The organism is Streptomyces sp. CCM_MD2014, assembly GCF_000772045.1.
GTDB classification, from domain to species: domain Bacteria; phylum Actinomycetota; class Actinomycetes; order Streptomycetales; family Streptomycetaceae; genus Streptomyces; species Streptomyces salinarius.
In genome coordinates this window covers 5351619-5375556 of sequence record NZ_CP009754.1, presented here as the reverse complement: position 1 = coordinate 5375556, position 23938 = coordinate 5351619, and the positions used below count along the sequence as shown (strand labels likewise).

Annotated in this window: 16 protein-coding genes; 13 read left to right on the top strand and 3 right to left on the bottom strand. The window is 74.3% G+C overall.

Going from position 1 to position 23938, the window contains the following annotated elements; genetic code table 11:
• The first annotated feature begins 329 nt into the window (after positions 1–329).
• The 9 genes from NI25_RS23990 to NI25_RS23950 all read left to right on the top strand — a co-directional run bounded on the left by NI25_RS23990 (position 330) and on the right by NI25_RS23950 (position 18353).
• Complete coding sequence (locus tag NI25_RS23990) at positions 330–4349, top strand: FHA domain-containing protein (protein WP_061444418.1); 4020 nt, start codon at positions 330–332, stop codon at positions 4347–4349.
• 235 nt (positions 4350–4584) lie between these two features.
• Positions 4585–5982: an ABC transporter substrate-binding protein gene (locus NI25_RS23985; protein ID WP_061444417.1), complete on the top strand. Its 1398-nt coding sequence runs from the start codon at positions 4585–4587 to the stop codon at positions 5980–5982.
• 4 nt (positions 5983–5986) lie between these two features.
• Positions 5987–7342: a carbohydrate ABC transporter permease gene (locus NI25_RS23980; RefSeq protein WP_199561021.1), complete on the top strand. Its 1356-nt coding sequence runs from the start codon at positions 5987–5989 to the stop codon at positions 7340–7342.
• Positions 7339–8256 (top strand): carbohydrate ABC transporter permease, encoded by a 918-nt coding sequence (locus NI25_RS23975; RefSeq protein ID WP_061444415.1) that lies wholly within the window; start codon positions 7339–7341, stop codon positions 8254–8256. Before NI25_RS23980 ends, NI25_RS23975 begins: the two co-directional genes overlap by 4 nt.
• Before the next feature lie 165 nt (positions 8257–8421).
• On the top strand, positions 8422–10707 hold the full coding sequence (locus NI25_RS23970) for a bifunctional glycosyltransferase/CDP-glycerol:glycerophosphate glycerophosphotransferase (protein ID WP_061444414.1): 2286 nt from the start codon (positions 8422–8424) through the stop codon (positions 10705–10707).
• A 145-nt stretch (positions 10708–10852) separates the two neighbouring features.
• A complete protein-coding gene (locus NI25_RS23965; protein WP_061444413.1) occupies positions 10853–13072 on the top strand; it encodes a bifunctional glycosyltransferase/CDP-glycerol:glycerophosphate glycerophosphotransferase in 2220 nt (739 codons plus the stop codon).
• A 6-nt stretch (positions 13073–13078) separates the two neighbouring features.
• Entirely contained in the window at positions 13079–15316 is a 2238-nt protein-coding gene (locus NI25_RS23960) for a bifunctional glycosyltransferase/CDP-glycerol:glycerophosphate glycerophosphotransferase (RefSeq protein ID WP_061444412.1), read from the top strand.
• Entirely contained in the window at positions 15313–16671 is a 1359-nt protein-coding gene (locus NI25_RS23955) for a hypothetical protein (protein ID WP_420710755.1), read from the top strand. The genes NI25_RS23960 and NI25_RS23955 overlap by 4 nt, the downstream gene beginning before the upstream one ends.
• A gap of 128 nt (positions 16672–16799) precedes the next feature.
• Positions 16800–18353, top strand: a complete 1554-nt coding sequence (locus NI25_RS23950; RefSeq protein ID WP_061444411.1) for a hypothetical protein — start codon at positions 16800–16802, stop codon at positions 18351–18353.
• Between the two features lie 21 nt (positions 18354–18374).
• Here the strand turns inward: NI25_RS23950 and NI25_RS23945 are convergent, their stop codons facing one another.
• Complete coding sequence (locus tag NI25_RS23945) at positions 18375–18788, bottom strand: organic hydroperoxide resistance protein (RefSeq protein ID WP_061444410.1); 414 nt, start codon at positions 18786–18788, stop codon at positions 18375–18377.
• 115 nt (positions 18789–18903) lie between these two features.
• On the opposite strand from NI25_RS23945, the gene NI25_RS23940 reads away from it, so the two are divergent.
• Both NI25_RS23940 and galE read left to right on the top strand, forming a co-directional pair.
• Positions 18904–19386 (top strand): MarR family winged helix-turn-helix transcriptional regulator, encoded by a 483-nt coding sequence (locus tag NI25_RS23940; RefSeq protein WP_061444409.1) that lies wholly within the window; start codon positions 18904–18906, stop codon positions 19384–19386.
• Positions 19387–19464: 78 nt separating this feature from the next.
• Entirely contained in the window at positions 19465–20445 is a 981-nt protein-coding gene (gene galE, locus NI25_RS23935) for a UDP-glucose 4-epimerase GalE (RefSeq protein ID WP_061444408.1), read from the top strand.
• Between the two features lie 54 nt (positions 20446–20499).
• Here galE and NI25_RS23930 read toward each other — a convergent pair whose 3' ends face one another.
• Both NI25_RS23930 and NI25_RS23925 read right to left on the bottom strand, forming a co-directional pair.
• Positions 20500–20937: a glutaredoxin domain-containing protein gene (locus tag NI25_RS23930; protein WP_061444407.1), complete on the bottom strand. Its 438-nt coding sequence runs from the start codon at positions 20935–20937 to the stop codon at positions 20500–20502.
• A 308-nt stretch (positions 20938–21245) separates the two neighbouring features.
• Complete coding sequence (locus NI25_RS23925; RefSeq protein ID WP_061444406.1) at positions 21246–21878, bottom strand: TetR/AcrR family transcriptional regulator; 633 nt, start codon at positions 21876–21878, stop codon at positions 21246–21248.
• A 172-nt stretch (positions 21879–22050) separates the two neighbouring features.
• Here NI25_RS23925 and NI25_RS23920 point away from each other — a divergent pair, with 172 nt between their 5' ends.
• Positions 22051–22995, top strand: a complete 945-nt coding sequence (locus NI25_RS23920) for an ABC transporter permease (RefSeq protein WP_061444405.1) — start codon at positions 22051–22053, stop codon at positions 22993–22995.
• Complete coding sequence (locus NI25_RS23915; RefSeq protein WP_061444404.1) at positions 22988–23869, top strand: ABC transporter ATP-binding protein; 882 nt, start codon at positions 22988–22990, stop codon at positions 23867–23869. Before NI25_RS23920 ends, NI25_RS23915 begins: the two co-directional genes overlap by 8 nt.
• Positions 23870–23938: the final 69 nt, after the last annotated feature.

Below are 23938 nucleotides of genomic sequence, written 5' to 3'. Positions count from 1 at the left end.
GACCCAACTGTAGTGCCGCCTCCGGGCCACGTTCGAAGGAAAGACGCTCGACCCGGTCCCTTGGTTGCCGCTGTCCAAACGTGACCGATCTCAAGCGGACGGCTTTCGATCATCCGCGGAGCGGCTGTCAGGCATTTTTGGGGGCAGAGCCGACCAATCAAGATCATTTGACGGCGGGCGGCGGGCGCGTTGTCAGTGGCAGGTGCGAGGATGCGTGCAGTACTGGCCGACGTGCTCGTGTGACGGTGGGGGAAGTCCGCGGTGGGGGACCGTGGTGGCGGCTTCCGTCCCGGCGTGCGGGCGCCCGCGCGAAGGGACCGCTTACGGCGATGCAGATCCGGCTGACCGTCGTGGACCCGCTGGGCCCGCATGCACCGGCCGTCCCGGCCGCTTCGGCCGCTTCGGCGGGGGGTCGCGCCGCGCGGAGTGACGTACTCGTCACCGCGCCGGCCGGCACGGCGCTGGCCGCGGTCGCCTCCGCGCTGGCCGCCGCACTCCCCGGCGAGGGCGCGGGCTCCGGCCAGGTGGTGCTGTACTCCGGCGCGCAGCGCCTCGACGCCCAGCGCAGCACCCTGGGCGAGCCTCCGCTGGTCGACGGCGCCGTGCTCTGTCTCGGCGCGCCGGGCGAGCCCGACCCGCACATCGAGCCGGCGGACGTCCCCGTCCAGCTCCACGTGGTCGCGGGTCCCGACGCGGGCGGCGTCCACCTCCTGCACGGCGGCCAGATCCGGCTCGGCCGCTCCGCCGACGCCGACGTCGCGCTCGACGACCCGGACGTCTCCCGCATGCACTGCGCGGTCACCGTCGGCCCCGACGGCCGCGTCTCGGTCGCCGACCTCGGTTCCACCAACGGCACCACGCTGGACGGCACCCGCGTGGGCGACCGCCCGGTCCGCTTCGCGCCGGGCGCCCTGCTGCGGATCGGTGAGTCGGCCCTGCGGCTCGTGCCGGTGCCGCCGACGGCGGAGGCGCGGGTGGCGACGACGCCGGACGGGGAGGGACACGTACGGCTGTCCGGGTACCGGGCGCCCGCACCGGGCGGCGGGGACGGCGGCGCGGTGACCCACGCACGCGTGGCCGACGGCGCGGGGGCCCCCGGCGGCGCGGGCGGCCGCTCCCGCGCGACGGACCCGGCCCGAGCCGCCCGGGCGGCGGGCGGCGCACCGGACGCCGCCGTTCCGGCCGCGCGCGGTGCGGCCGACGGCCCGAGCGCGTCCGGCACCGCGCCGGACGCCACCGCCCACGGCACCTGGGGCCCGGCGCCCGACGCCACCACCGCGTCCGCGGGGCGCACCCACCACGCGTACGGCACCTCGGCGTACGGCAGGGGCGGAGCGTCCGCCGAACCGCCGCAGGTCCCCGGCCAGGGCGGCGCCCCCCGCATCGAGAGCCACGGCACCGGCCCCGCACCGGGCCTGCCGCGGCAGTCCCCCGCCGCGGGCGAGACACACGGCGGCGCGCAGGGCGCGGGGTCGTACGCGACCGGCGGCCACCGCGCGGGCGGGCCCCTCACCCCCGCGCCGGGCACACCCGGCGAGCACGGAAGCGGCCGGGGTTCCTCCACGCCGGGCGGGTACGGGGCCGACGAAGCCGGCGGGAGCGGGTACGGGGCCGACGCGCACGGCGGTGCCCCGCCCCGCACCGGCACGCCCGGCGGGGGCGCGTACGGCGCCGGCACGCCCGGCGGGGACGGCTACCGCCCCGGTACCTCTGCACCGGACCCGTACCGACCGGGCGATCCCGGCACGTGCGCGTACGGCGACGTCGGCGTGGGCGGGTCCGGGGGCGGCTCCGCCGGTGCGGGTGCGCCCCGCGCGGGCGCGGCCGGTGAGGCTCCCCGCCGTTCCTCCGACGCCCGCGGCCGGACCGACGGCCCAGGCCCTGACGACCGCCCGGGCCGCGAGACCCGCACCGGCCGCAAGGGCACCCCCCTGCGCGGCACCGACGTGCCGCAAGAGGTGCGCAGGCGCGGTGGGATAGGGGCGTGGGCCCGGCGGCTGACCGGCGGCCGCACAGGCGCTCAGGAGACCGGCGTGTCCGACGCGCAGGCGTACGACGGGACGGCGGCCGCCACAGCGGCGCCGGACGCCCCGCCCGGCACCCCCTCGCGCGCCCCGGAGACCTGGCCGGACCCCGCCTCGCTGCTGCTGACGGCGCTGGGACCGGGACCGCGGCTGTGGGAGCGCGGTCCGGATCACCCGGAGGCGCTCACCGTGCGGCTCGGCACGGCCGACCGGACGGCACCGGGCGGTGCCGCCCCGCTGCCCGCGGTCCCGGTCACCGCCGACCTGCGCGAGGTCGGCGCGCTCGGCCTCGCGGGCCCGCGCGAGCGGCTCACCGGGCTGGCCCGCTCGGTGCTGGCCCAGCTCGCCGCGCTGCACTCGGCCGACACCCTGGAGATCGTCCTGATCAGCGCGGACCGCTCCCGTCCGCTGGCCGAGCGGAACGCCGAGTGGTCCTGGCTCGGCTGGCTGCCGCAGGTGCGCCCGGGACACGGCCAGGACTGCCGTCTGCTGCTCGCCCACGACCGCGAGCAGGCCACGGCCCGCGCGCAGGAACTCCTCCGCCGCCTCGAGGACCACCACGCCGACCAGGCCCGGTCCGGAGCGCGCGCCCGGGACGCGGCCGCGGACGCGACCGGCAAAACCGCCCGTCACCAGCCCTCCCGGGCCCGCCCCGCCGACGGAAGCGGCGACGGGGCCGACCCTGCCTGCGGCTTCACCGGCCCGTACACCGTGGTCGTCGTGGACGGGGACCCCGGCGGTGCCGACGTGCGCGAGGCGGTGGCGCGGCTGGCCCTGGAGGGACCGCGGGCCGGCATCCACGTCGTGTGCCTCGCCGAGACGGCCGCCGCCTCCCCCACGTCCCCGGTGACGCGGACGTACGAGGCGGCCTGCGCGGTGTCGCCGGTGTTCCGGGAGTGCGGTGCCGTCGCGCTGCTCAGCGGCGACGTGGCGACGGCCCTGCGCCTGCTGCGCGTCGCGCGCACGGGGACGAGCACCGGCACGAGCGCCGGTCCGGGCTCGGACCCGGGCACCCCGGCCGCGCCCGCCGCACCCGCCGGCCCGGTCGGTCACGGCACCCTCGGCACGCTGGACGCCGTCTCCCTGCCGTGGGCCGAGCGCTTCGCGCGCGCCCTGGCCCCGCTGCGCACGGACACCGCCACCGGCGGCGAGCACCACGCGCGGGTGTCCGCACCGCTCCCCCAGACGGCCCGGCTCCTCGACGAGCTCGGCCTGGCCCGCGCCACCCCCGCCTCCCTGATGGCCCGCTGGGCCGCCGCGGCCGACGACACGGAGTCCCTCGGAGGACGCGCACAGGCGGTGCTGGGCGCCGGTCCGCGCGGCCCCGTCCCGGTCGACCTGGCTGCCGAGGGGCCGCACCTGCTGATCGAGGGACCGCCCGGCAGCGGCCGCACCGAGCTGCTGCGGGCGCTCGTCGCCTCCCTCGCCTCGGCCGAACGCCCCGACCGGCTCGGCGTCGTCCTCATGGACGGCCGCGACAGCGTCAGCTCGGGCGGCGCCCACGGCGAGGGCCTGCGCGTGTGCACGGACGTACCGCACGTCACCACCCACCTCACCGCCAACGACCCCGTGCGGATGCGGGAGTTCGCCCAGTCCCTGAGCGCCGAGCTGAAGCGGCGCGCCGAGCTGCTCGGGCGGTCGCACTTCGCCGAGTGGCACACGGGACGCGAGGTGTCGGGCCGACTGGTCGCCCAGCGCACACCGGCCACGGCGGGGACCGTGCCCGTCTCCGACTCCGGGGACGTCGAGTCCCCGCCCAGCTCCACCCTGCGCCTGCGGCCCGCCGCAAAACGCCGCACGGGACCCGTCCCTCCCCTCCCCCGCCTGGTCGTGGTCGTCGACGACCTCGACGCCCTCGTCACTCCCCCGCTCGGTTCCCCGGGGCGCCCTGCCGCGGGGTCGGTGATGCGGGCGCTGGAGGCCGTCGCGCGGGAGGGCGAGCGGCTCGGCGTCCACCTGGTGGCGGCGACCGCCCCCGACGGCCGTACGGAGAACACGGAACCGGCCCTGCGCGCGACCCTGCGCGTCACCCTGGACGCGCCCGTGCCGGGGCCGGACGAACCGGCGCCCGGACGCGGCGTGTTGACCCACCCCGACGGACGCACCACCGCTTTCCAGGGCGGCCGGGTCACGGGCCGCATCCCGCGCACCGCGACCCTCCGCCCCACGGTCGTCCCCCTGGAGTGGCACCGCATGGGCGACCCGCCCACCCGCCGCCCGGTGCGCGAACTGGGCAACGGCCCCACCGACTTGGCCCTTCTGGCCAGCGCCCTGGAGCGCGCGGCCCGCGAGGTCTCGGCGGCGGAGGTCCCGTCGCTGCTTTAGCCCAACGGGTGCTGTACGGGGGTGCGCGGCCCGGCGCCACGGGGTGCCGCCTGCGCCCCACCCGTGCCGCCCCGGCGGCACTCCTGCCCGCAGACGGCGCTCGTGCGCGTCACGACGCGGTCACGAATCCCCGCTCGACGGCGGACGCGCCCTTGCCGCTCTCACCCCCCTGGCGTACACCAGAGCGCACGGAACAGCGCCGAGCGTTCGACGATGAACGAAGAACGGGGCAGTGATGCGCACGAGCAGCACCATCCGGACAGGCAGAACCGTCAAGAGGGCCACCCGCGCCGCCGCCGCCCTCGCCGCGGCGGCACTCGCCCTCTCGCTCACCGCGTGCGGCGGTGACGACGACAACGGCGGCGGTGACAACGGCGACAAGGGCGGCGGTGCCAAGGCACCGGCCTCCTCCGTCACCCTCCCGAAGCTGGACGGCGAGAGCCTGGAGGTCGCCGCCGTCTGGACCGGCACCGAGCAGGAGAACTTCAAGAAGGTCCTCGCCGAGTTCGAGAAGCGCACCGGCGCCAAGGTGACCTTCGTGCCGGCCCAGGACCCGATCATCAACTTCCTCGGCTCGAAGATCGCGGGCGGCGCCCCGCCGGACGTGGCGATGCTCCCGCAGCCGGGGGCCATCAAGCAGGCGGTCGAGAAGGGCTGGGCCAAGCCGCTGGGCGCCGAGGCCGCCAAGGAGCTCGGCGAGAACTACTCGCAGGGCTGGCAGGACATCGGCAAGGTCGACGGCAAGCAGTACGGCGTGTACTACAAGGCCGCCAACAAGTCGCTGATCTGGTACAACGCGCAGGTCTTCGAGAACGCGGGGGCGTCCGAGCCCAAGACCTGGGACGAGCTGCTCGACACCGCCCAGATGATCTACGACTCGGGTGTCGCGCCGTTCTCGGTCGGCGGCGCGGACGGCTGGACGCTCACCGACTGGTTCGAGAACGTCTACCTCTCGCAGGCGGGCCCGGAGAAGTACGACCAACTGGCCAAGCACGAGATCAAGTGGACGGACCCGTCCGTGAAGGAGGCGCTGACCACGCTCGCGGAGATCTGGGGCAAGAAGGACTTCGTCGCGGGCGGCGCGTCCGGGGCGCTCCAGACGGAGTTCCCGGCCTCGGTGACGCAGACCTTCACCGGCGGCGACCAGCCCAAGGCGGGCATGGTCTACGAGGGCGACTTCGTGCAGGTCAACATCGGTGAGACCGAGGCGAAGGTCGGCACGGACGCCAAGGTGTTCCCGTTCCCGGCCGTGGGCGACACCGCACCGGTGGTCTCCGGCGGCGACGCGGCCGTGGTCTTCAAGGACTCGAAGGCGGCCCAGGCGCTGGCCACCTGGCTGGCCTCGCCGGACGCGGCGGCGATCCAGGCGAAGCTCGGCGGGTTCCTCTCGCCCAACAAGAGCGTGGACGCGTCCGTGTACCCGAACGAGGTGCAGAAGAAGATCGCCGAGGCGCTGGTGGCGGCCGGTGACGACTTCCGCTTCGACATGTCGGACCAGGCCCCGCAGGCCTTCGGCGGTACGCCCGGCAAGGGCGAGTGGAAGACGCTGCAGGACTTCCTGAAGAACCCGAAGGACGTCGCCGGCGCCCAGGCGAAGCTGGAGGCGGACGCTGCCGCCGCCTACGGAGGCTGACGCGATGACGTCGGCCACGGCGGCGGGAGCCTCGCGGGGCCCCGCCGCCCCCAAGTCACCCAAGTCGCGCAGGAGCGTGACCGGCACCCGCAGGTCCGTGGCCGCGCTGTTCCTGCTGCCCGCCCTGGTGCTGCTCGGCGCGCTCGTGGTCTACCCGATCGGGTACTCGCTGATCCGCAGCTTCTACGACCAGTCCGGCGACTCCTTCGCCGGGTTCGACAACTACGAGACGCTGTTCACCGACGACGGCATCCGCACCGCCCTGAAGAACAACGTCATCTGGGTGGTGTTCGCGCCGACGGTCGCCACCGCGCTCGGCCTGATCTTCGCGGTGCTGACCGAACGCATCCGCTGGGGCACGGCGTTCAAGCTGGTCGTCTTCATGCCGATGGCGATCTCGATGCTCGCGGCGGGCATCATCTTCCGCCTGGTGTACGACCAGGACCCGGACAAGGGCGTCGCCAACGCGGTGTGGGTCGGGGTGCACGACACGTTCGCCGAGTCGTCCGCGTTCCCGAAGGCGCACCCGGGCCGCGACTCGCCGCTGAAACCGGCCGGCGACGGCGCGTTCATCACGAAGCGGCCGGTCAGCGCGGGCACCCCGGTCGTCCTGCCCCTCGTGGGCGTCGCGCCCGACCTGATGCCCGACGGCGCGAAGAACGCCGCGGTCGCCGAGCCCGAGGACGGCAAGGTCACCGGCACCACCTGGCAGGACTTCACCCGCGGCAAGGGCGTCGGCAAGCTCGGCGGCGTCGACGCGGCCGAGCTGGGCTACGCCGGGATGAAGATCGAGGCGGTCAAGGACGGCGAGGTCGTCGCGTCGACGACGGCGGCCGGGGACGGCACCTTCACGCTGCCCGCCGCGGCCGACGGGGCGCTGCTCAGACTCCCCGCCGACAACTTCAAGGAGCCGTACAACGGCCTGAACTGGCTCGGCCCCTCCCTCGTCACCCCGGCGATCATCGGATCGTACGTGTGGATGTGGGCGGGCTTCGCGATGGTGCTGATCGCGGCGGGGCTGGCCGGGGTCCCCCGGGAACTGCTGGAGGCCGCCCGGGTCGACGGCGCCAACGAGTGGCAGGTCTTCCGGCGGGTCACGGTACCGCTGCTCGCACCGGTCCTCGCGGTCGTGGTCGTCACCCTGATGATCAACGTGCTGAAGGTCTTCGACCTGGTCTTCATCATCGCCCCGGGCTCCTCCCAGGACGACGCCAACGTGCTCGCCCTGGAGCTGTACCGCAAGGGCTTCGCCTCCGACCAGCCGGGCGTCGCCAGCGCCATCGCGGTGTTCCTGCTGCTCCTGGTCATCCCGGTGATGTGGTTCAACGTACGGCGACTTCGGCGGGAGGTGCGGCGATGACCGCTCAGGCGGATTCCCTCACCACGGCGGCCGCACAGCCGCCCGGGACGGCCGTCGTGGCGAAGCAGTCTCTCGGGTCCCGGCTCGCCGAGGCCGTCAGCGGCGGGCTCGTCCGGGTGTTCCTGATCGTGGTGGGCCTGTTCTGGCTGGTCCCCACCATCGGGTTGCTGCTGTCCTCGCTGCGCACGCCCCAGGACATGGCGGCGAGCGGCTGGTGGAAGGTCTTCACCGAGCCCTCGCAGCTCACCTTCCAGAGCTACGAGGAGCTGCTGAAGAACGGCGACATCACCTCGTCCCTCCTCAACACCGCGCTGATCACCGTCCCCGCGACCGTCCTGGTCGTGGTCATCGGGGCGCTGGCCGGGTACGCGTTCGCGTGGATGGACTTCCCGGGCCGCGACTGGTGGTTTCTGGCCGTGGTCGGGCTGCTCGTCGTGCCGGTGCAGGTGGCCCTGATCCCGATCGCCGAACTCTTCGGCAAGATCGGCCTGTTCGGTTCGATGATCGGCGTGATCCTCTTCCACGTCGGTTTCGGCCTGCCCTTCGCGGTGTTCCTGCTGCGGAACTTCTTCGCGGAGATCCCGAGGGAGCTGCTGGAGGCCGCCCGGCTGGACGGGGCGGGCGAACTGCGGCTGTTCGCACGGGTGGTGATGCCGCTCGGCGGGCCCGCGATCGCGAGCCTGGGCATCTTCCAGTTCCTGTGGGTGTGGAACGACATGCTGGTCGCGCTGATCTTCTCGGACTCCGGGAGCCAGCCGATCACGGTCGCCCTGCAGACCCAGGTACGGCAGTTCGGCAACAACATCGACGTGCTGGCACCGGGGGCGTTCATCTCCATGGTGATCCCGCTGGCCGTGTTCTTCGCCTTCCAGCGGCAGTTCGTCTCCGGCGTCATGGCGGGCGCCGTCAAGTAGCCGCCGCGAAGCCACCCTTGAGGGGGCCGGCCGGTCTCCGGCCCGCCCCCTCATCCGTACGGGCACAACGTCCCCCGAATGCCCCGGGGACCGTAACCAAGTCGCGTCGGCGGCCGTTGCCGGGCAGAACGCCCGCGCCGATCCCGCCGACCCATGGATGTCCCCGTGCCCCGGTTCAGTGTCATCGTTCCCGCGTACCAGGTGCAGGCGTATCTGCACGCGTGCCTGGAGTCGGTGCTGGCCCAGTCGTACCCGGACTTCGAGGTGATCGTGGTCGACGACTGCTCGCCGGACGCCTGCGGCGCGATCGCCGACGAGTTCGCGGCCCTGGACCCGCGCGTCCGCGTCGTACGCCTGCCGCGCAACGAGGGCCTGGGCCCCGCCCGCAACGCCGGGATGGAACGGGCGGGCGGCGACTACCTGGTCTTTCTCGACGGCGACGACACCCTCACCCCGCACGCGCTGCGCGGCATCGCCGACCGGATCAAGGAGACCGGCGAGCCGGACGTCCTGGTCTACGACTACGCGCGCACGTACTGGACCGGCGAGACGGTCCGCAACCAGGCCGCCGCGCACCTCACCGAGCAGGGCCCGGCGCCGTTCCGGCTCGCCGACCGGCCGGGGCTGCTGAAGCTGCTGATGGTGGCCTGGAACAAGGCGGTGCGGCGGGAGTTCGCCGAGCGCGAGGGCCTCGCCTTCCCGCCGGGCTACTACGAGGACACCCCGTGGACGTACCCGGTCCTGATGGCGGCTGGGTCCGTCGCCACCCTGGACCGGGTCTGCGTGCACTACCGGCAGCGGCGCCGGGGCAGCATCCTCGGCACACCGAGCGAACGGCATCTGGACGTCTTCGCGCAGTACGACCGCGTCTTCGCGTTCCTGGACGCGCGCGCGCAGTCGCACCCGGAGGCGCGCCGGGAGCTGGCCCGCTGGCGGCCCCTCCTGTACCGCCGCATGGCCGACCACCTGACGACGGTGTACACCCGCCCCGACCGCCTCCCGCGCTCCCTGCGCGCCGAGTTCCTGCGCCGGGCCCGCGTCCACTGCCGCCGCTACCGGGTCCCCGGCGCCCCCGCCCCGCTGCCCGTGCGCCTCCGCCACGCCCTGCTCCGCCTGGGCCTGCGCCGCACCTACGCCGCCCTGCGCCTGGCATCGGCCCTGCGCCGCCGTACGGCGAGCATCGCCGCGGGCCTGCTGCGCGCCGCCCGTACCGGCGCCCTGCGCCTGCACTACCGCGTCCAGCGCTGCCTTCCGCTGCGCGCCGACCGCGCCGTCTTCGCCGTCGAGGGCCACCGGGGGTACGGCCGCGACCCGGGCGCGCTGGAGGAGGCGTTCCGCCGGCTCGCCCCGCACGTGCGCACGGCGTGGGCCGCCGACCCCGTGCACCACCACACCGTGCCGCCCGGCACCCGCCGCCTGACGCCGGGCACGGCCGCCCACTGGACGGCCCTGGCCCGCTCCCGCTACCTGGTGTGCGACGCGGCCTTCGGCCCCGGTCTGGTCAGGCGCCGGGGCCAGGTCCTGGTGCAGACACAGGCCGGGACGCCGCTCAAGCACATGGGCCTGGACCTCCAGGAGCGCCCCGGCGCCGCGCGCGGCACGGACTTCGCCCGGCTGCTGCGCGAGGTCGACACGTGGGACTACGTGGTCTCCGCCAACCGCCACTCCACGCTGACCTGGGAACGCGTCCACCCCGGCGGCTGGACCACCCTGGAGCACGGGCAGCCGCGCACCGACGTCCTCCAGCGGGCGACGGCGGCGGACGTGGCCCGGCTGCGCGAGACCCTCGGCATCCCCGAGGGCACGGTCGCGATCCTGTACGCCCCCACCCACCGGGACTACCGGCGCACCCAGCGCTCCGCCCTGGACCTGGAGCGCGTCGTGCGCCGGCTGGGCCCGCGCTTCATGGTGCTGGCCCGCGCCCACCCCGCCCACGGCGGCCCGCTCGCCGTCTCCGCCGGCCGGGTGCTGGACGTCAGCGACCACCCGCACGTGGAGTCGCTCTGCCTGGCCTCGGACGCCCTGGTCACCGACTACTCGTCCCTGATGTTCGACTGCGCGGGCCTGGACCGCCCGATCGTGATCCACGCCGACGAGCCCCAGGCCTACGAGGCGGTCCGCGGCACCTACGTCGATCTGCGTTCCTTTCCGCCGGGCGCGATCGCCCGGGACGAGGACGAGCTGATCGGCGTCTTCGCGAGCGGCGACTGGCACAGTGCCCGGACGGCCCGGCTGCGGGCCGCCTTCCGCGAGCGGTTCTGCCCCTACGACGACGGCCGCGCCGCCGACCGCGTCGTACGCCGGATCGTCCTGGGCGACAGCGACCTGCCGCCGGTCGTGCCGCTCGCCGAGCGCCGCGCGGCGCCCTCGGCCGCGGCCCTGCTCGCCCGCACCCCGCTGGCGACGGTGCCGCAACCGGCGGGGCCCCGGACCGTCACCGACAGCCTCTGACCGCCGTTTGTCCACCGGGAGTTCCCATGTCCCGCAGCTCGTCGCGGCCCACTCCGTCCCGGCCGCCCACGTGGCGGCCGGCGGGGCGGCCGGGGCCGCCGTCGCGGCCTGCCGGGACCACGAACGAAAGAAGAGAAAGAGCAGTATGCCCCGCTTCAGCATCATCGTCCCGTCCCATGGGGTCGCGGGGCGGCTCTCCCAGGCCCTGGACTCGGTCCTCGGCCAGTCCTTCGGCGACTTCGAGCTGATCCCGGTCTGCGACGGGCCGGACCGCGCCGCGGCGGACGTCGCCGGGGAGCACGCCGAGCGGGACTCCCGGGTGACGCCGGTGCACTCGCCGCCGTCGGCCGGTCTGGCCGGCGCGCGCAACGCCGGGATGCGGGCGGCGACCGGCGCGTACCTGCTGTTCCTCGACGGCGACGACGTGCTCGTGCCGGGCGCGCTGGCGGCGCTGGACGCGCGCCTCGCGGACACCGGCGGCGTGGACGTCCTGTACTGCGAGTACGTGCGCGTGCCCTGGTGGGAGGGCGAGACCACCAACCCGGCCGCCCCGCTGCTGGCCAAGGCCCCGGACGGCGCCTTCTCCCCCGACCGCGCGCCGCACCTGACCGGCGTGCACCTGCCGGCGTGGAGCGCGGTGCACCGGCGCACCTTCCTCGCCGAGCGCGGACTGGACTTCACCGACGGGCACTTCACGGACGTCGGCTTCGGCGCCCGCGTCGCGGTGCGCGCCGAGCGCGTGGCGGTGCTGCGCTCCGTGGTCGTACGGCACCGGGTGCGGCGCCAGGGCAACCGGCTGAACCTGCCCGGCGAGCACCACGCGGACCTGCTCGACCAGACCGAGCTGGCGCTGACCTACGCCGCGGAACGGGGCCTGCCGCCCGCGCGGTTCGGCCCGCTGTTCGAGCAGCTCTTCGCGCAGGTCCTGAAGACGGCCTCCCACCCCCGGCGCCTGACCGGGCGGGGGCGCCGCGCCTTCTACCGCCGGGCGAGCCGTCTGTACCGGCGCCATCGCCCCGCGGGCTTCCGGCCGCCGGGCGGGCGGCTCGGCGTGCAGCACCGGCTGCTGGCGTCGGGCTCGTACGCCGGCTTCCGCGCCCTGCGCGCCGCCAACCGGGCCGCGACCGGCGTCCTCGGCCGCCTGCCGTGGCCGCGGGGACTGCGCACCCGGCTGCGCTACCGCCGCCACCTGCGCCGACCGCTGGATCCGGACCTCGTCGTGTACTGCGCCTACTGGGGCCGCGGCTACGCCTGCAACCCGGCGGCGATCCACGCCAAGGCCCGCGAACTCGCCCCGCACCTGAAGTCGGTGTTCCTGGTCGAGCCGGACCAGGCGCACACGCTCCCGGCGGGCGTCGACCACGCCGTCATCGGCAGCCACCGGTACTGGGAGGTGCTGGCCCGCGCCAAGTACCTGGTGAACAACGCCAACTTCGCCGAGGGCGTCGTCAAGCGCCCCGGCAGCGTGCACGTGCAGACGCAGCACGGCACGCCGCTGAAGACGATGGGCGTGGACCAGTCGCCGTACCCGGTGGTGGCGGCCGCCACCGGCAGCTTCACCAAGCTGCTGGGCCGCGTGGACCGCTGGGACTACAACCTGTCCGCCAACCGGCACTCCACCCGGATGTGGGAGCGGGCCTTCCCCGGCTCCTACGAGCACCTGGAGTACGGCTACCCGCGCAACGACGTCTACTGCACGGCCACCACCGAGGACGTCGCCCGCGTCCGGCGCGAACTGGGCGTCCCGCAGGGCAAGACGGCGGTCCTGTACGCGCCCACGCACCGGGACTACGAGACCGGGTTCGGCGCGGGCGCCCTGGACCTGGAGGCGTTCTGCGAGGCGGCCGGCGAGGACGTGGTCGTGCTGCTGCGCGCCCACTACTTCTACGACCGGGGCGGGAAGCGGGAGCGCACCGGCCGGGTCCTCGACGTGACCGCGCACCGCTCCTCGGAGGACGTGTGCCTGGCCGCGGACGCGCTGATCACGGACTACTCGTCCATCATGTTCGACTACGCCAACCTGGACCGTCCGATCGTCGTGTACGCCGACGACTGGGACGTCTACCGGGAGACCCGCGGCGTCTACTTCGACCTCATGGCGGCCCCGCCCGGACCGGTGGCGCGTACCCCGGAGGAACTGGCCCGCGTGTTCGCCGACGGCACCTACGCGGGCCCGGAGTCGACGGCGCTGCGGGCGGCGTTCCGGGAGCGGTTCTGCGAGTTCGACGACGGGCGGGCCGCCGAGCGCGTCGTGCGCCGGGTGCTGCTCGGCGAGCCGCCCGAGGCGCTGCCGCCCGTGACCCCGCTCACGGACCGCGTCCCGGCGCCCGCCGCCGCCCCCCACGAGAGCCTCGTAAGGAGCTGACCCGCCGTGCCCCGCTTCAGCGTCATCGTCCCCTGCTTCAAGGTGCAGGGCTTCCTGCGCGAGTGCCTCGACTCGGTCCTGGACCAGTCCTTCCGGGACATCGAGGTGATCGCCGTCGACGACTGCTCCCCGGACGGTTCGGGGGCGATCCTGGACGAGTACGCGGCCCGCGACGACCGGGTGCGGGTGCTGCACCTGGAGGAGAACGTCGGCCTCGGCCGGGCCCGCAACGCCGGGATGCCGCACGCCACCGGCGACTACCTCTTCTTCCTCGACAGCGACGACTCCCTCACCCCGGGCGCCCTGCGCGCGATGGCCGACCGGCTGGCGGAGACGGACGATCCGGACGTGCTGGTCTTCGACTACGCGCGCACCTACTGGTGGGGCGGTACCCGGCGCAACGTCCTGGCCCGGGTGCTCGCGGAGGCCGGCGACGGCACGTTCACGGCGGCCGGGCACCCGGAGATCCTCGACCTGCTGATGGTGGTGTGGAACAAGCTCTACCGCCGCGACTTCGTCGACCACGAGGGCTTCACCTTCCCGCCGGGCTACTACGAGGACACGCCCTGGACCTTCCCGGTCATGTTCAGCGCGCAGCGGATCGCCGCGCTGGACCGGATCTGCCTGAACTACCGCCAGCGCCGCCAGGGCAACATCCTGTCCACCACCAGCCGCAAGCACTTCGACGTCCACGCGCAGTACGAGCGGGTCTTCGCCTTCCTCGACGCCCGCCCGGAGCTGGCGGAGCGGTGGCGGGCGTTCCTGCACGCCAAGATGGGCGAGCACTGCCTGGACATCCTGTCCAAGCCGGACCGCCTGCCGCCGTCCGACCGGGCCGAGTTCTTCCACCGCACGGCGCAGATGTTCCGCGCGTACCGGCCGAAGGACGCGGCGGTCCCGGCCGAACTCCGGGTGCTGGAGGGGTCGTACGCCGCCTACCGGCTGCGTCGGCAGTCCGGGCGGGCGGTCCGGGAGCTGGAGCGCCGTACCCGGCAGGCGCGCGGCACGGCCGCCGGGCGGGCCCGCCGGGCCGCGGCCGGGCTGCTCCCCCGCCGGGCGCTGGACCCGGACCTCGTCGTGTACTCGGCCTTCTCCCACCGGGGCGTGCTCGGCGACCCCGCGGCGATCCACCGCGCGGCCCGTGAGCACGCCCCGCACCTGCGCGGGGTGTGGGTGGTGCGGGACGAGGAGTGCGCGGCGGACCCCGCCCTGCTGCCGCCGGGCACCGAGCACGTGCTCCTGGGCAGCGCCGCCTACCGGCGGGTGACCGAGCGGGCGGCGTTCCTCGTCAACAACGTCAACTGGCCGGGCACGGTGGCGAAGCGGGAGGGCAGCGTCCACATCCACACCCACCAGGGCACCCCGCTCAAGTACATGGGCGTCGATCTGCTGGGCAGGCCCGGCGCCCGGCTCGGCCTGGACGTGCCGCAGATGCTGCGCCGGTCCGACCGCTGGGACCACAGCCTGGTCGCGGGCCGGTACGCGGAACGGATCTGGGAGCGGGCCTACCCCTGCCACTTCACGTCCGCGCGCACCGGCAGCCCGCGCAACGACGTCCTGGTGAACGCCGGTCCGGAGGACGGCCACCGGGTCCGCGAGCGGCTCGGCGTCCCCGACGGCCACACCGTCGTGCTGTACGCGCCGACCCGTCGCGAGTACCGGCGCGGGGGGCTCGTCGAACGCCTGGACGTGGCCCGGCTCGCCGCCGACCTCGGCGAGGACCACACGCTGCTGGTCCGGCTGCACCCCTCTCTGGCCACCGGCCCGGCGCGGGGTCTCGGCCTGTCGGAGCTGCACCGGCGGGGCGTGGTGGTCGACGTGACGGACGAACCGCACGTCGAGGATCTGATGCTCGCCTCCGACCTGCTGATCACCGACTACTCCGCGCTGATGTTCGACTACGTCCTCCTCGACCGGCCGATCCTGATCCACGCCGACGACTGGGGGCCGTACGCGGCGACGCGCGGCGCGTACTTCGACATCACCGAGGAGGCGCCCGGGCACGTCTCGCGCTCCTACCGGGAGCTGGCGTGGCTGCTGGCGTCCGGGGCGTGGCGGGACGAGGAGGCGGCGCGGCTGCGGGCGTCCTTCCGGGCGCGGTACTGCGAGTACGAGGACGGCCGGGCCGCCGAGCGGGTGGTGCGGACGCTGCTCCTGGGCGAGCCGATGCCCGGTCCCGAGCCCTCGGGCGTCCCCGGCGCCCGGGGCGTCCCGTCCGGACGCGACCTGCTGCCCTCCACATGAGGCCCGGCGGCACGAGGCCCGGCGGCACGAGGCCCGGCAGCCGGCCGGGCGGCCGGTTCCTGGGGGTGCTGGTCCTGGCCGCCGTGTTCGCCGCGCTCCAGCTCGCGAACGTCACCGGCCGGGACACCCCCGACACCAAGAACTACCTGTCGTACGCGCTGAGCCTGACCGGCCAGGACAAGCGCGCGGCGGCGACGGCCACCATCGACTACGTGTGTGCGAGCCGGGCGGAGCGGGCCCGCCGGGACCAGAGCGTGCACGTGGTCCGCTTCCACCGCGCCGACCCCACCGACGAGGTGACGGCCGAGTGCCGCGAGCGGGAGTGGGCGGTGGTCCGGCCGCGGCTGGCGGCCGGACAGACCGGCGGGCACACCGTGCCGTACATGCCGGAGCGCTTCATGGCGATCTTCGAGGCGCGGCCCGGCTACCCGGCGTTCCTGGTGCCGTTCGTCCTGGCCTTCGGGGTGACGTGGGGCCTGTGGGCGGCGGGAGTCGTGATCGCGTGCGCGGGCGGCGTCCTGGTCTTCCTGATCCTGCGCACCCTGGCGGTGCCGGTGCCGCTCGCCCTGACGGGCCAGGCGCTGTACTACGTGCTGCCGTGCGGGACGACCGCGATGCGCCCGATGACCGAGGGCCTGCTGATGGCGCTGACCCTGGCGGCGGTGTGGGGCTGCGCGCTGGTGCTGCGGGCCGGGCGGCCGCGGGCGGGGCTGGCGCTGGTCGCCGGTTCGCTGCTCGCCCTGTTCACGGTGAAGCACTCCCAGGCGCTGTTCCTGGGCGTGTGCTTCGCGGCGGCGGGGGCGGCGATCGCCCTGCGGCGGCACCGGCGACGGGCACAGGGGCGGGGCGGTCCGGCGCCCCGGGAGGTGCTGGCGCTCGCGGCCGTGGGCCTGGCGGGCGTGGCCGTCACCCTGCTGCTGGCACGGCTGCTGCACTACCCCTCCGAGACGGACAGCCTCCAGGACCTGCTCACCGGCCACTTCAACCGTCCCGACCGGAAGCATCCGTGGCCGGAGTTCTGGCAGTTGCAGGGCAACTTCTGGGTGGAATGGCTGCGCAGGCAGGCCTGGCAGCCGCTGTTCGCCGCGGCGCTGGGTGCCGGGGCGTGGGGCGCGCTGCGGCGCGGGGGCGCGGTCGGCGGCTTCCTGGTCGCGGCGGCGTTCACCGGGATCCTCACGCAGGCCGGGCATCCGGACATCAACATCTGGGGGGAGCGGCTGATCGTGCTGGCGTGGCTGCTGCCGGTGGTGGGGGTGCCGCTGCTGCTGGAGCCGGTGGCGCGGGCCGGCGGCCGGGCGCCCCTGCCGGTGCGCGGGTCGCGAGGGGAGCGGGACCGGGCGGAGGCGGTGGGCTGAGCGGCCTGACCGGGCTGAGCGGGCTGAGCGTCACCCGTTGAGGTGACTTGGGTTCACGGGGCCGATCCCCTCGGGAACATCGGGAACATACGGCAAATGTCCCGAATGCACTTTTCCTCGTCCGTCCTGTGAGCGCCGGCGTCCTCGTCCGGCGGCCGGTGCGCGGCGCGACGGCGCTGCGCGGGGGCCGCACCTGGCGGCCCACCCCGTACCAGGTCGCCGGTTTCTGCTTCTTCCTCGTGACGACGCTGGCGTACTGGGCGGTGCCGCTGTGCTGCGACGCCGGCCAGCACGCGGCCGTCGTCGAGCGCCTGAAGGCCGACCTCCTCCACCCCCGCCACCCGATGGCCGACCTGCCGGGCGAGGGCAGCGCGTACTACTCGCCGTACGCGGTGGCCGAGGGCGTGTTCGCCCGGCTGACGGGGCTGGGCGGCTGGGAGGTGGTGCGGCTCGCCGGGCCGCTGAACCTGCTGGTGCTGCTGACCGGCCTGAACCGCTTCGTCCGGGTGCTGACCCCGCGGCCGTGGGCACCGGTCCTCGCACTGGGCGCGATGACGCTGCTGTGGGGCACGGAGCGGGCCTGGTGGAGCGGCTATCTCGGGCTGATGTCGATGACGGGCAACCTCGGCTACCCGTCGACGTTCGCCATCGGGCTCACCTTCTGGGCCTGGGCGCTGACGGGCGCACGGACGCGGGATACGCGCCGGGTGCGGTACGTGGGGCCGAGCGGACTGCGCGGGCTGCCCGGATACGCGGCGCTGGGCGGCCTCTACGGCCTGATCCTCCTCGTCCACCCGATCACCTCGGTGGCGGCGGTGATCGGCGCGGTGGCGCTGGTGGCCGGATGGCAGCGCGGGTGGCGCGGGCCGGTCGCGGGACGGTGGGCGCTGACGGGCGCCGTGGCGGTGGGGGCGGCGGCGGCCTGGCCGTACTTCGACGTGTTCGCGCTGGCCGGCGACGGCAGCGTGGACGCCATGCACCGGGTCCTGTACCTCGACCTGCCCGGGGAGTTCTGGCTGGCGCTGCTCGGCCTGCCGGCCCTGTGGGCGCGCGGACGCCGCTCGCGCCGGGACCCGCTGGTGCTGATGTTCGCGCTGGACTGCGCGGTGGTGGCGTACGGCTGGTTCAGCGGCCACTACACCTATGGCCGGATCCTCGGGCTCACTCTGGTGCCCTTGCAGTTCGCGCTGGCGGTGGAGCTGGCGGCGCCCAGGCCGTGGGGGCGGTGGCGGGCGGCGCTGGGCTGGACCGCGACGGCCGGTGCGCTGCTCGGGTTCCTCACGGTCCACGCGGGAGCGGTGGTGCCGCGCGCGCTGGACCCGGTCGGCTTCGAGCAGCCGCCGCAGTGGCCGACGTACGAGTGGGCGGCCCGGCACATCGGCCCCGGCGAGGTGGTGATCACCGACGGCTACTACGCCGGGCACGCCATCGCCGGGTACGGCCCGAACCTCGCGGCGCCCGCATGGCCGGACCCGTCGCTGGACGAGCGGGAGCGCGGGCGGCGGGTGGCCGACGCCGAGGCGTACCTCGCGCCGGACTCGACCCGCGCCGAGCGCGCCGCCGTCGTACGCCGCTACCACGTCCGCTGGCTGCTGCTGACCCGCTGGCACCCGGTGCCCGAGGAGGCGGTGGTGGTGGCGTGGAGCGAACGGACGGGGGAGGTGCTGGCCCGGGTCGGCTGAGCACCGCTCCCCGGAAGGGGACTACTCGATGACGAGGTCGACCGGGATGTTGCCGCGGGTGGCGTTGGAGTAGGGGCAGACCTGGTGGGCCTGCTCGACCAGCTTGCGGCCGGTCTCCTCGTCGAGGCCGTCGGGCAGCTCGACCCGGAGGGTGACGGCGAGCGCGAAGCCCTCGCCCTCCTTGCCGATGCCGACCTCGGCGGTCACCGCGGCGTCGCTGACGTCGACCTTCGCCGCGCGGCCGACCACACCGAGGGCGCTGCCGAAACAGGCGGCGTAACCGGCGGCGAAAAGCTGCTCGGGGTTGGTGCCCTGCCCGTTGCCGCCCATCTCGACGGGGACGCCGAGCGCGAGGTCGAGCGTGCCGTCGGAGCTGACGGCACGGCCGTCACGGCCGTGGGTGGCGGTGGCGGCGGCGGTGTAGATCGCGTCCATGGGAGACCGTCCCTTTCGGAAGGAGACTGCGTGGCTTGACGCCCACAAGTAGAGCACGCAATTAAGTTGTGCACAACTCAATGACGCACAAATCCCGTCCGCTACCCTGGGAGGCATGACCACCCCGCCCGCGACCGACTGGCTCCGCCTGGACCAGCAGATCTGCTTCTCCCTGAACGCCGCGTCGCGCGCCTTCGGCGGCGTCTACCGCGTGGTCCTCAAGGAGCTGGGGCTCACGTACCCGCAGTACCTGGTGATGCTGGTGCTGTGGGAGCACGGCGAGCTGCCGGTGAAGAAGCTCGGCGAGCACCTCCGCCTGGACTCCGGCACCCTGTCGCCCCTGCTCAAGCGGCTGGAGGCGGCCGGTCTGGTCCGGCGCGAGCGCAGTGCGCGCGACGAGCGGTCGGTGGAGGTGCGGCTGACCGGGGAAGGCGCCGCGCTGCGCGAGCGGGCCGTCGAGGTACCGCGCCGGATCGCCGCGGCGACCGGCCTGGACATCAGCGAGGTCCGCGACCTGCGCGCCCGCCTCGACCGGCTCACGGCGGCCCTGGACGCGTACGGTACCGATCCGGCACCCGCACGGTCCGTACCGTCCTGACGGGTGCGGACGCCCGGCGGCTGCCGGGATGACGGATCATGGGCACCAAGAACCACCGAACGTAAGGGGACGGCCGCAATGACCTGGCTGATCACCGGCGGCGCCGGATACATCGGGGCGCACGTCGTAAGGGCGATGACCGAGGCGGGCGAGAAGGCCGTCGTCTACGACGACCTGTCCACGGGCATCGCCGAGCGCGTGCCCGACGGCGTTCCCCTGGTGGTGGGCTCGGTCCTGGACGGCGAGCGGGTCGCGCGCGCCCTGGCCGACCACTCGGTCACCGGCGTCGTGCACCTGGCCGCCAAGAAGCAGGTCGGCGAGTCGGTGGACCTGCCGCTGCACTACTACCGGCAGAACGTCGAGGGCCTGCGGGTCCTGCTGGAGGCGGTCACGGAGGCGGAGGTCCCGTCCTTCGTCTTCTCCTCCTCCGCCGCCGTGTACGGCATGCCCGACGTCGACCTGGTGACCGAGGAGACGCCGTGCGTGCCGATGTCGCCGTACGGCGAGACCAAGCTGGCCGGCGAGTGGCTGGTCCGAGCCACCGGCAAGGCCTCGGGCCTGGCCACGGCTTCCCTCCGTTACTTCAACGTCGCGGGCGCGGCGAGCCCGGAGCTGGCCGACACCGGCGTCTACAACCTCGTCCCGATGGTCTTCGAGAAGCTGACGGAGTCGGCGGCCCCGCGCATCTTCGGCGACGACTACGCCACCCCGGACGGCACCTGCGTGCGCGACTACATCCACGTCGTCGACCTGGCCGAGGCCCACGTGGCGGCGGCCCGCGCCCTGCAGTCCTCCCCCGGCCGCACCCTCACCCTCAACATCGGCAGGGGCGAGGGCGTCTCCGTCCGCGAGATGATCGACCGCATCAACGCCCTCACCGGCTACGACCAGCCCCCGACGGTCACCCCGCGCCGCCCCGGCGACCCGGCCCGCGTCGTCGCCTCGGCCGACCGTGCCGCCGTCGAACTGGGCTGGAAGGCCAAGTACGACGTCGAGGACATGATCACGTCGGCCTGGGCCGGCTGGGTACGGCTCCACCCGGAGGCGGCCCGGGACTGACACCGGGGCGCGCAGCGCCGTGGCGCCGGCCCCCCGGGCCACCAGGCCGCCCGGTCACCGGGCCGAGGAGACCTGCTCACGCACCCACGCGGGGTCGGGATTGGTGTACGCCCGGCCCGCCACGAGCAGCGTGGGCACGGTCTCGTCGCCGTCGTTGGCCTCCCGCACCAGCTCCGCCCCGGCCTCGTCCCGCCAGATGTCGACCCAGTGCAACCGCCGCGCCCTCCGGCCCAGCCGGAAGCGCAGCCGCATGCAGTAGGTACACCCGGGCCGCCAGAACACGACCGGCCGCCCGTCCGCGGCACTGCGCCGCCGCGCCTCCACCGCACCGACCGACCGGGGGAACACCAGCGGCGAGGTCGCCCCCGCCACCAGCACGAACACCAGCAACAGCACGGCACCCGTCCCCGTGCGCCCCTGCACGAACGGCCCGGTCGCGGCTCCCGCTCCGGCGATCAGCAACAGCACCGGACCTGTCCACGCGCGCCTCATGTCCACCCTCCCGTCACACCCCCGCCGGCCCGCCTGCAGCGGTCGCACGAACGCCGCCCGCCACTCGGGCGACGGGTCCGAGCCCAGGGCCGTCAGTACTCCCGGCCGTCGATTATCCGCCCGTCCCGGACCGTCCACAGGGACACGGTCCGGGGGACGCCCATGGGACGCCCATCGTCTCGTGCGGGACCTGCACCCTGGAGACCAGGGTCTCGCCGTCGGCCACGACGCGCGGCATCATGACAGGCACCACTGACGACCACTGACTGACAGTCACCACTGACGACCACTGACAGTCCGCCCCGGGCTCAGACCGCCTTCAGACCCTGAGCCGTCGCCCGGGCCAGTGAGCCCAGGTAGCCCTTCGGCAGCTTCGGGCTGCGGACGACCACCGCGCGCCAGTACAGCGGGCCCGAGATCAGGTCGAGGGCCAGGTCGGTGTCGAGGTCGGGACTCAGCTCGCCGCGTTCGGTCGCCGCCGCGAGGATCCGGCTGGCGACGCCGTCCTGGCCCTCGCGCAGGGTCTTCTGCAGCGCCTCGGCGATGTCGGGATTGCGGGCCGCCTCCGCCTGGAGGTCGGGGATGATCTGCGAGGCCACCGGGTGGCGCAGGGCGCGGGAGGTCACCTCGTACAGCAGCCGCAGGTCGCCCTCCAGGGAGCCGGTGTCCGGCGCGGGCAGGCCCTGGACGGCGAGGGCGGAGACGATGTCGAGCACCAGGTGCAGCTTGGAGCGCCAGCGCCGGTAGACGGCCGTCTTGCCGACGCCAGCGCGGCGCGCGATGCCCTCGATGGACATCCGGGCGTAGCCGACCGCCGCCAGTTCCTCGAAGACCGCCGCCCGGATGGCCTCCGTCACGTCCTCGCGCAGCACCGCCGCCCCGGCGGGGGCCCGGCGGCGCGGGCGCGGCGTCGGCTCGTCGGCGGCGGCGTTGGTCGTCATGCGCGTCAAGCATAGGGCGTCACGACGAAACGGTTGCGTTCCGGCGTCGCCACGCCCTACGCTCACGTTACGACGATACGGTGCCGTCCCGACGTAAGTGAACACACACGGTCACCCGGGTGAACGACGGGCGGCGCCCTCTCGCCCCCTCCCCCGAGCGAAAGCACCGGATGTGAGCCAGGTCCTCGACCCCCCGCCCCCGACCCAGGCGTCGGCCCAGGCCGCCCCCGCACCCGCCCCCGACCCGGACGACCTCGCGGCACTCGCCGCCCGGCACGGACTGTCGGTCAGCGGTGCCCGCCCCTCCCTGCCCGAGTACGTCCGCCAGCTGTGGGCGCGCCGGCACTTCATCGGCGCCTTCTCCACCGCCAAGCTCACCGCCCAGTACAGCCAGGCCAAGCTGGGCCAGGTCTGGCAGGTGATGACGCCCCTGCTCAACGCGGCGGTGTACTACTTCATCTTCGGCATGCTGATGAACACCAGCCGCGGCGTGGAGGACTTCGTCCCGTTCCTGGTGACCGGCGTGTTCGTGTGGACGTTCACGCAGAGCTCGGTCATGGCGGGCACCCGGGCCATCTCCGGCAACCTCGGCCTCGTCCGCGCCCTGCACTTCCCGCGGGCGGCGCTGCCGGTGTCCTTCTGCCTCCAGCAGCTCCAGCAGCTGCTGTTCTCGATGGGCGCCCTCGTCGTGATCCTGCTGGCGTTCGGCGTGCCGCCCGGCCCCTCCTGGCTGCTCGCGGTCCCGGCGCTGACGCTGCAGTTCGTGTTCAACACGGGCCTGGCGATGGTCATGGCCCGGGTGGGCTCGAAGATCCCCGACATGGCCCAGCTGATGCCGTTCCTGCTGCGCACCTGGATGTACGCCTCGGGCGTCATGTTCAGCATCCACCACATGACCGGCCCGGACAGCGGCCTGCCGTCCTGGGTCGGCCCGCTGCTCCAGGCCAACCCGGCCGTCGTCTACATCGACCTGATGCGGTTCGCGCTGATCGACAGCTTCGGCGGCGGCATGCTGCCCGACCACGTCTGGGCACTGGCCCTGGGCTGGGCGCTGGTCGCCGGGATCGGCGGCTTCATCTACTTCTGGAAGGCCGAGGAGACGTACGGTCGTGGCTGACACCCCCGCTGACAACACCCCCGCCGAGCGCGTGCCCACCGTCGTCGCCGACGGCGTCGACATCGTCTACCGGGTCAACGGCACCGGCGCCGGCCGCGGCTCCGCGACCGCCGCCCTCAACCGCATCCTGCGCCGCAAGAAGACCGAGAAGGCGGCCGGTGTACGCCGCGTGCACGCCGTGAAGAACGTGTCCTTCGTGGCGTACCGCGGCGAGGCCATCGGCCTGATAGGCACCAACGGTTCGGGCAAGTCGACGCTGCTCAAGGCGGTCGCCGGCCTGCTCCCGGTCGAGAACGGCCGGATCTACACCGACGGGCAGCCCTCCCTGCTCGGCGTGAACGCCGCCCTGATGAACGACCTCACCGGCGAGCGCAACGTGTACCTCGGCGGTCTCGCGATGGGCATGTCCCGGGCACAGATCAAGGAGCGGTACCAGGAGATCGTCGACTTCTCCGGGATCAACGACAAGGGCGACTTCATCACCCTGCCGATGCGCACGTACTCCTCCGGCATGGCGGCCCGGCTGCGGTTCTCCATCGCCGCCGCCAAGGACCACGACGTGCTCCTCGTCGACGAGGCCCTGGCCACCGGCGACCGTTCCTTCCAGAAGCGCTCCGAGGAACGCATCCGGGAGCTGCGCGAGCACGCCGGCACGGTCTTCCTGGTCAGCCACAGCAACAAGTCGATCCGCGACACCTGCGACCGGGTGCTGTGGCTGGAGCGCGGCGAGCTGCGGATGGACGGGCCGACGGACGAGGTCCTGAAGGAGTACGAGAAGTTCACCGGCGGCCCGGGCAAGGGAGCCCCCAAGGCGGCACCCAAACCGCAGGCCAAGCCCGCCGCGGCCGCACCGAAGGCACCGGCGGCCCTGTGAGCCCCCCTCGCCCCGCGGGGAGGGGCGGCTCCCTCGGAAGGCGTACTCACCGCCCTCCCGATTAATCCT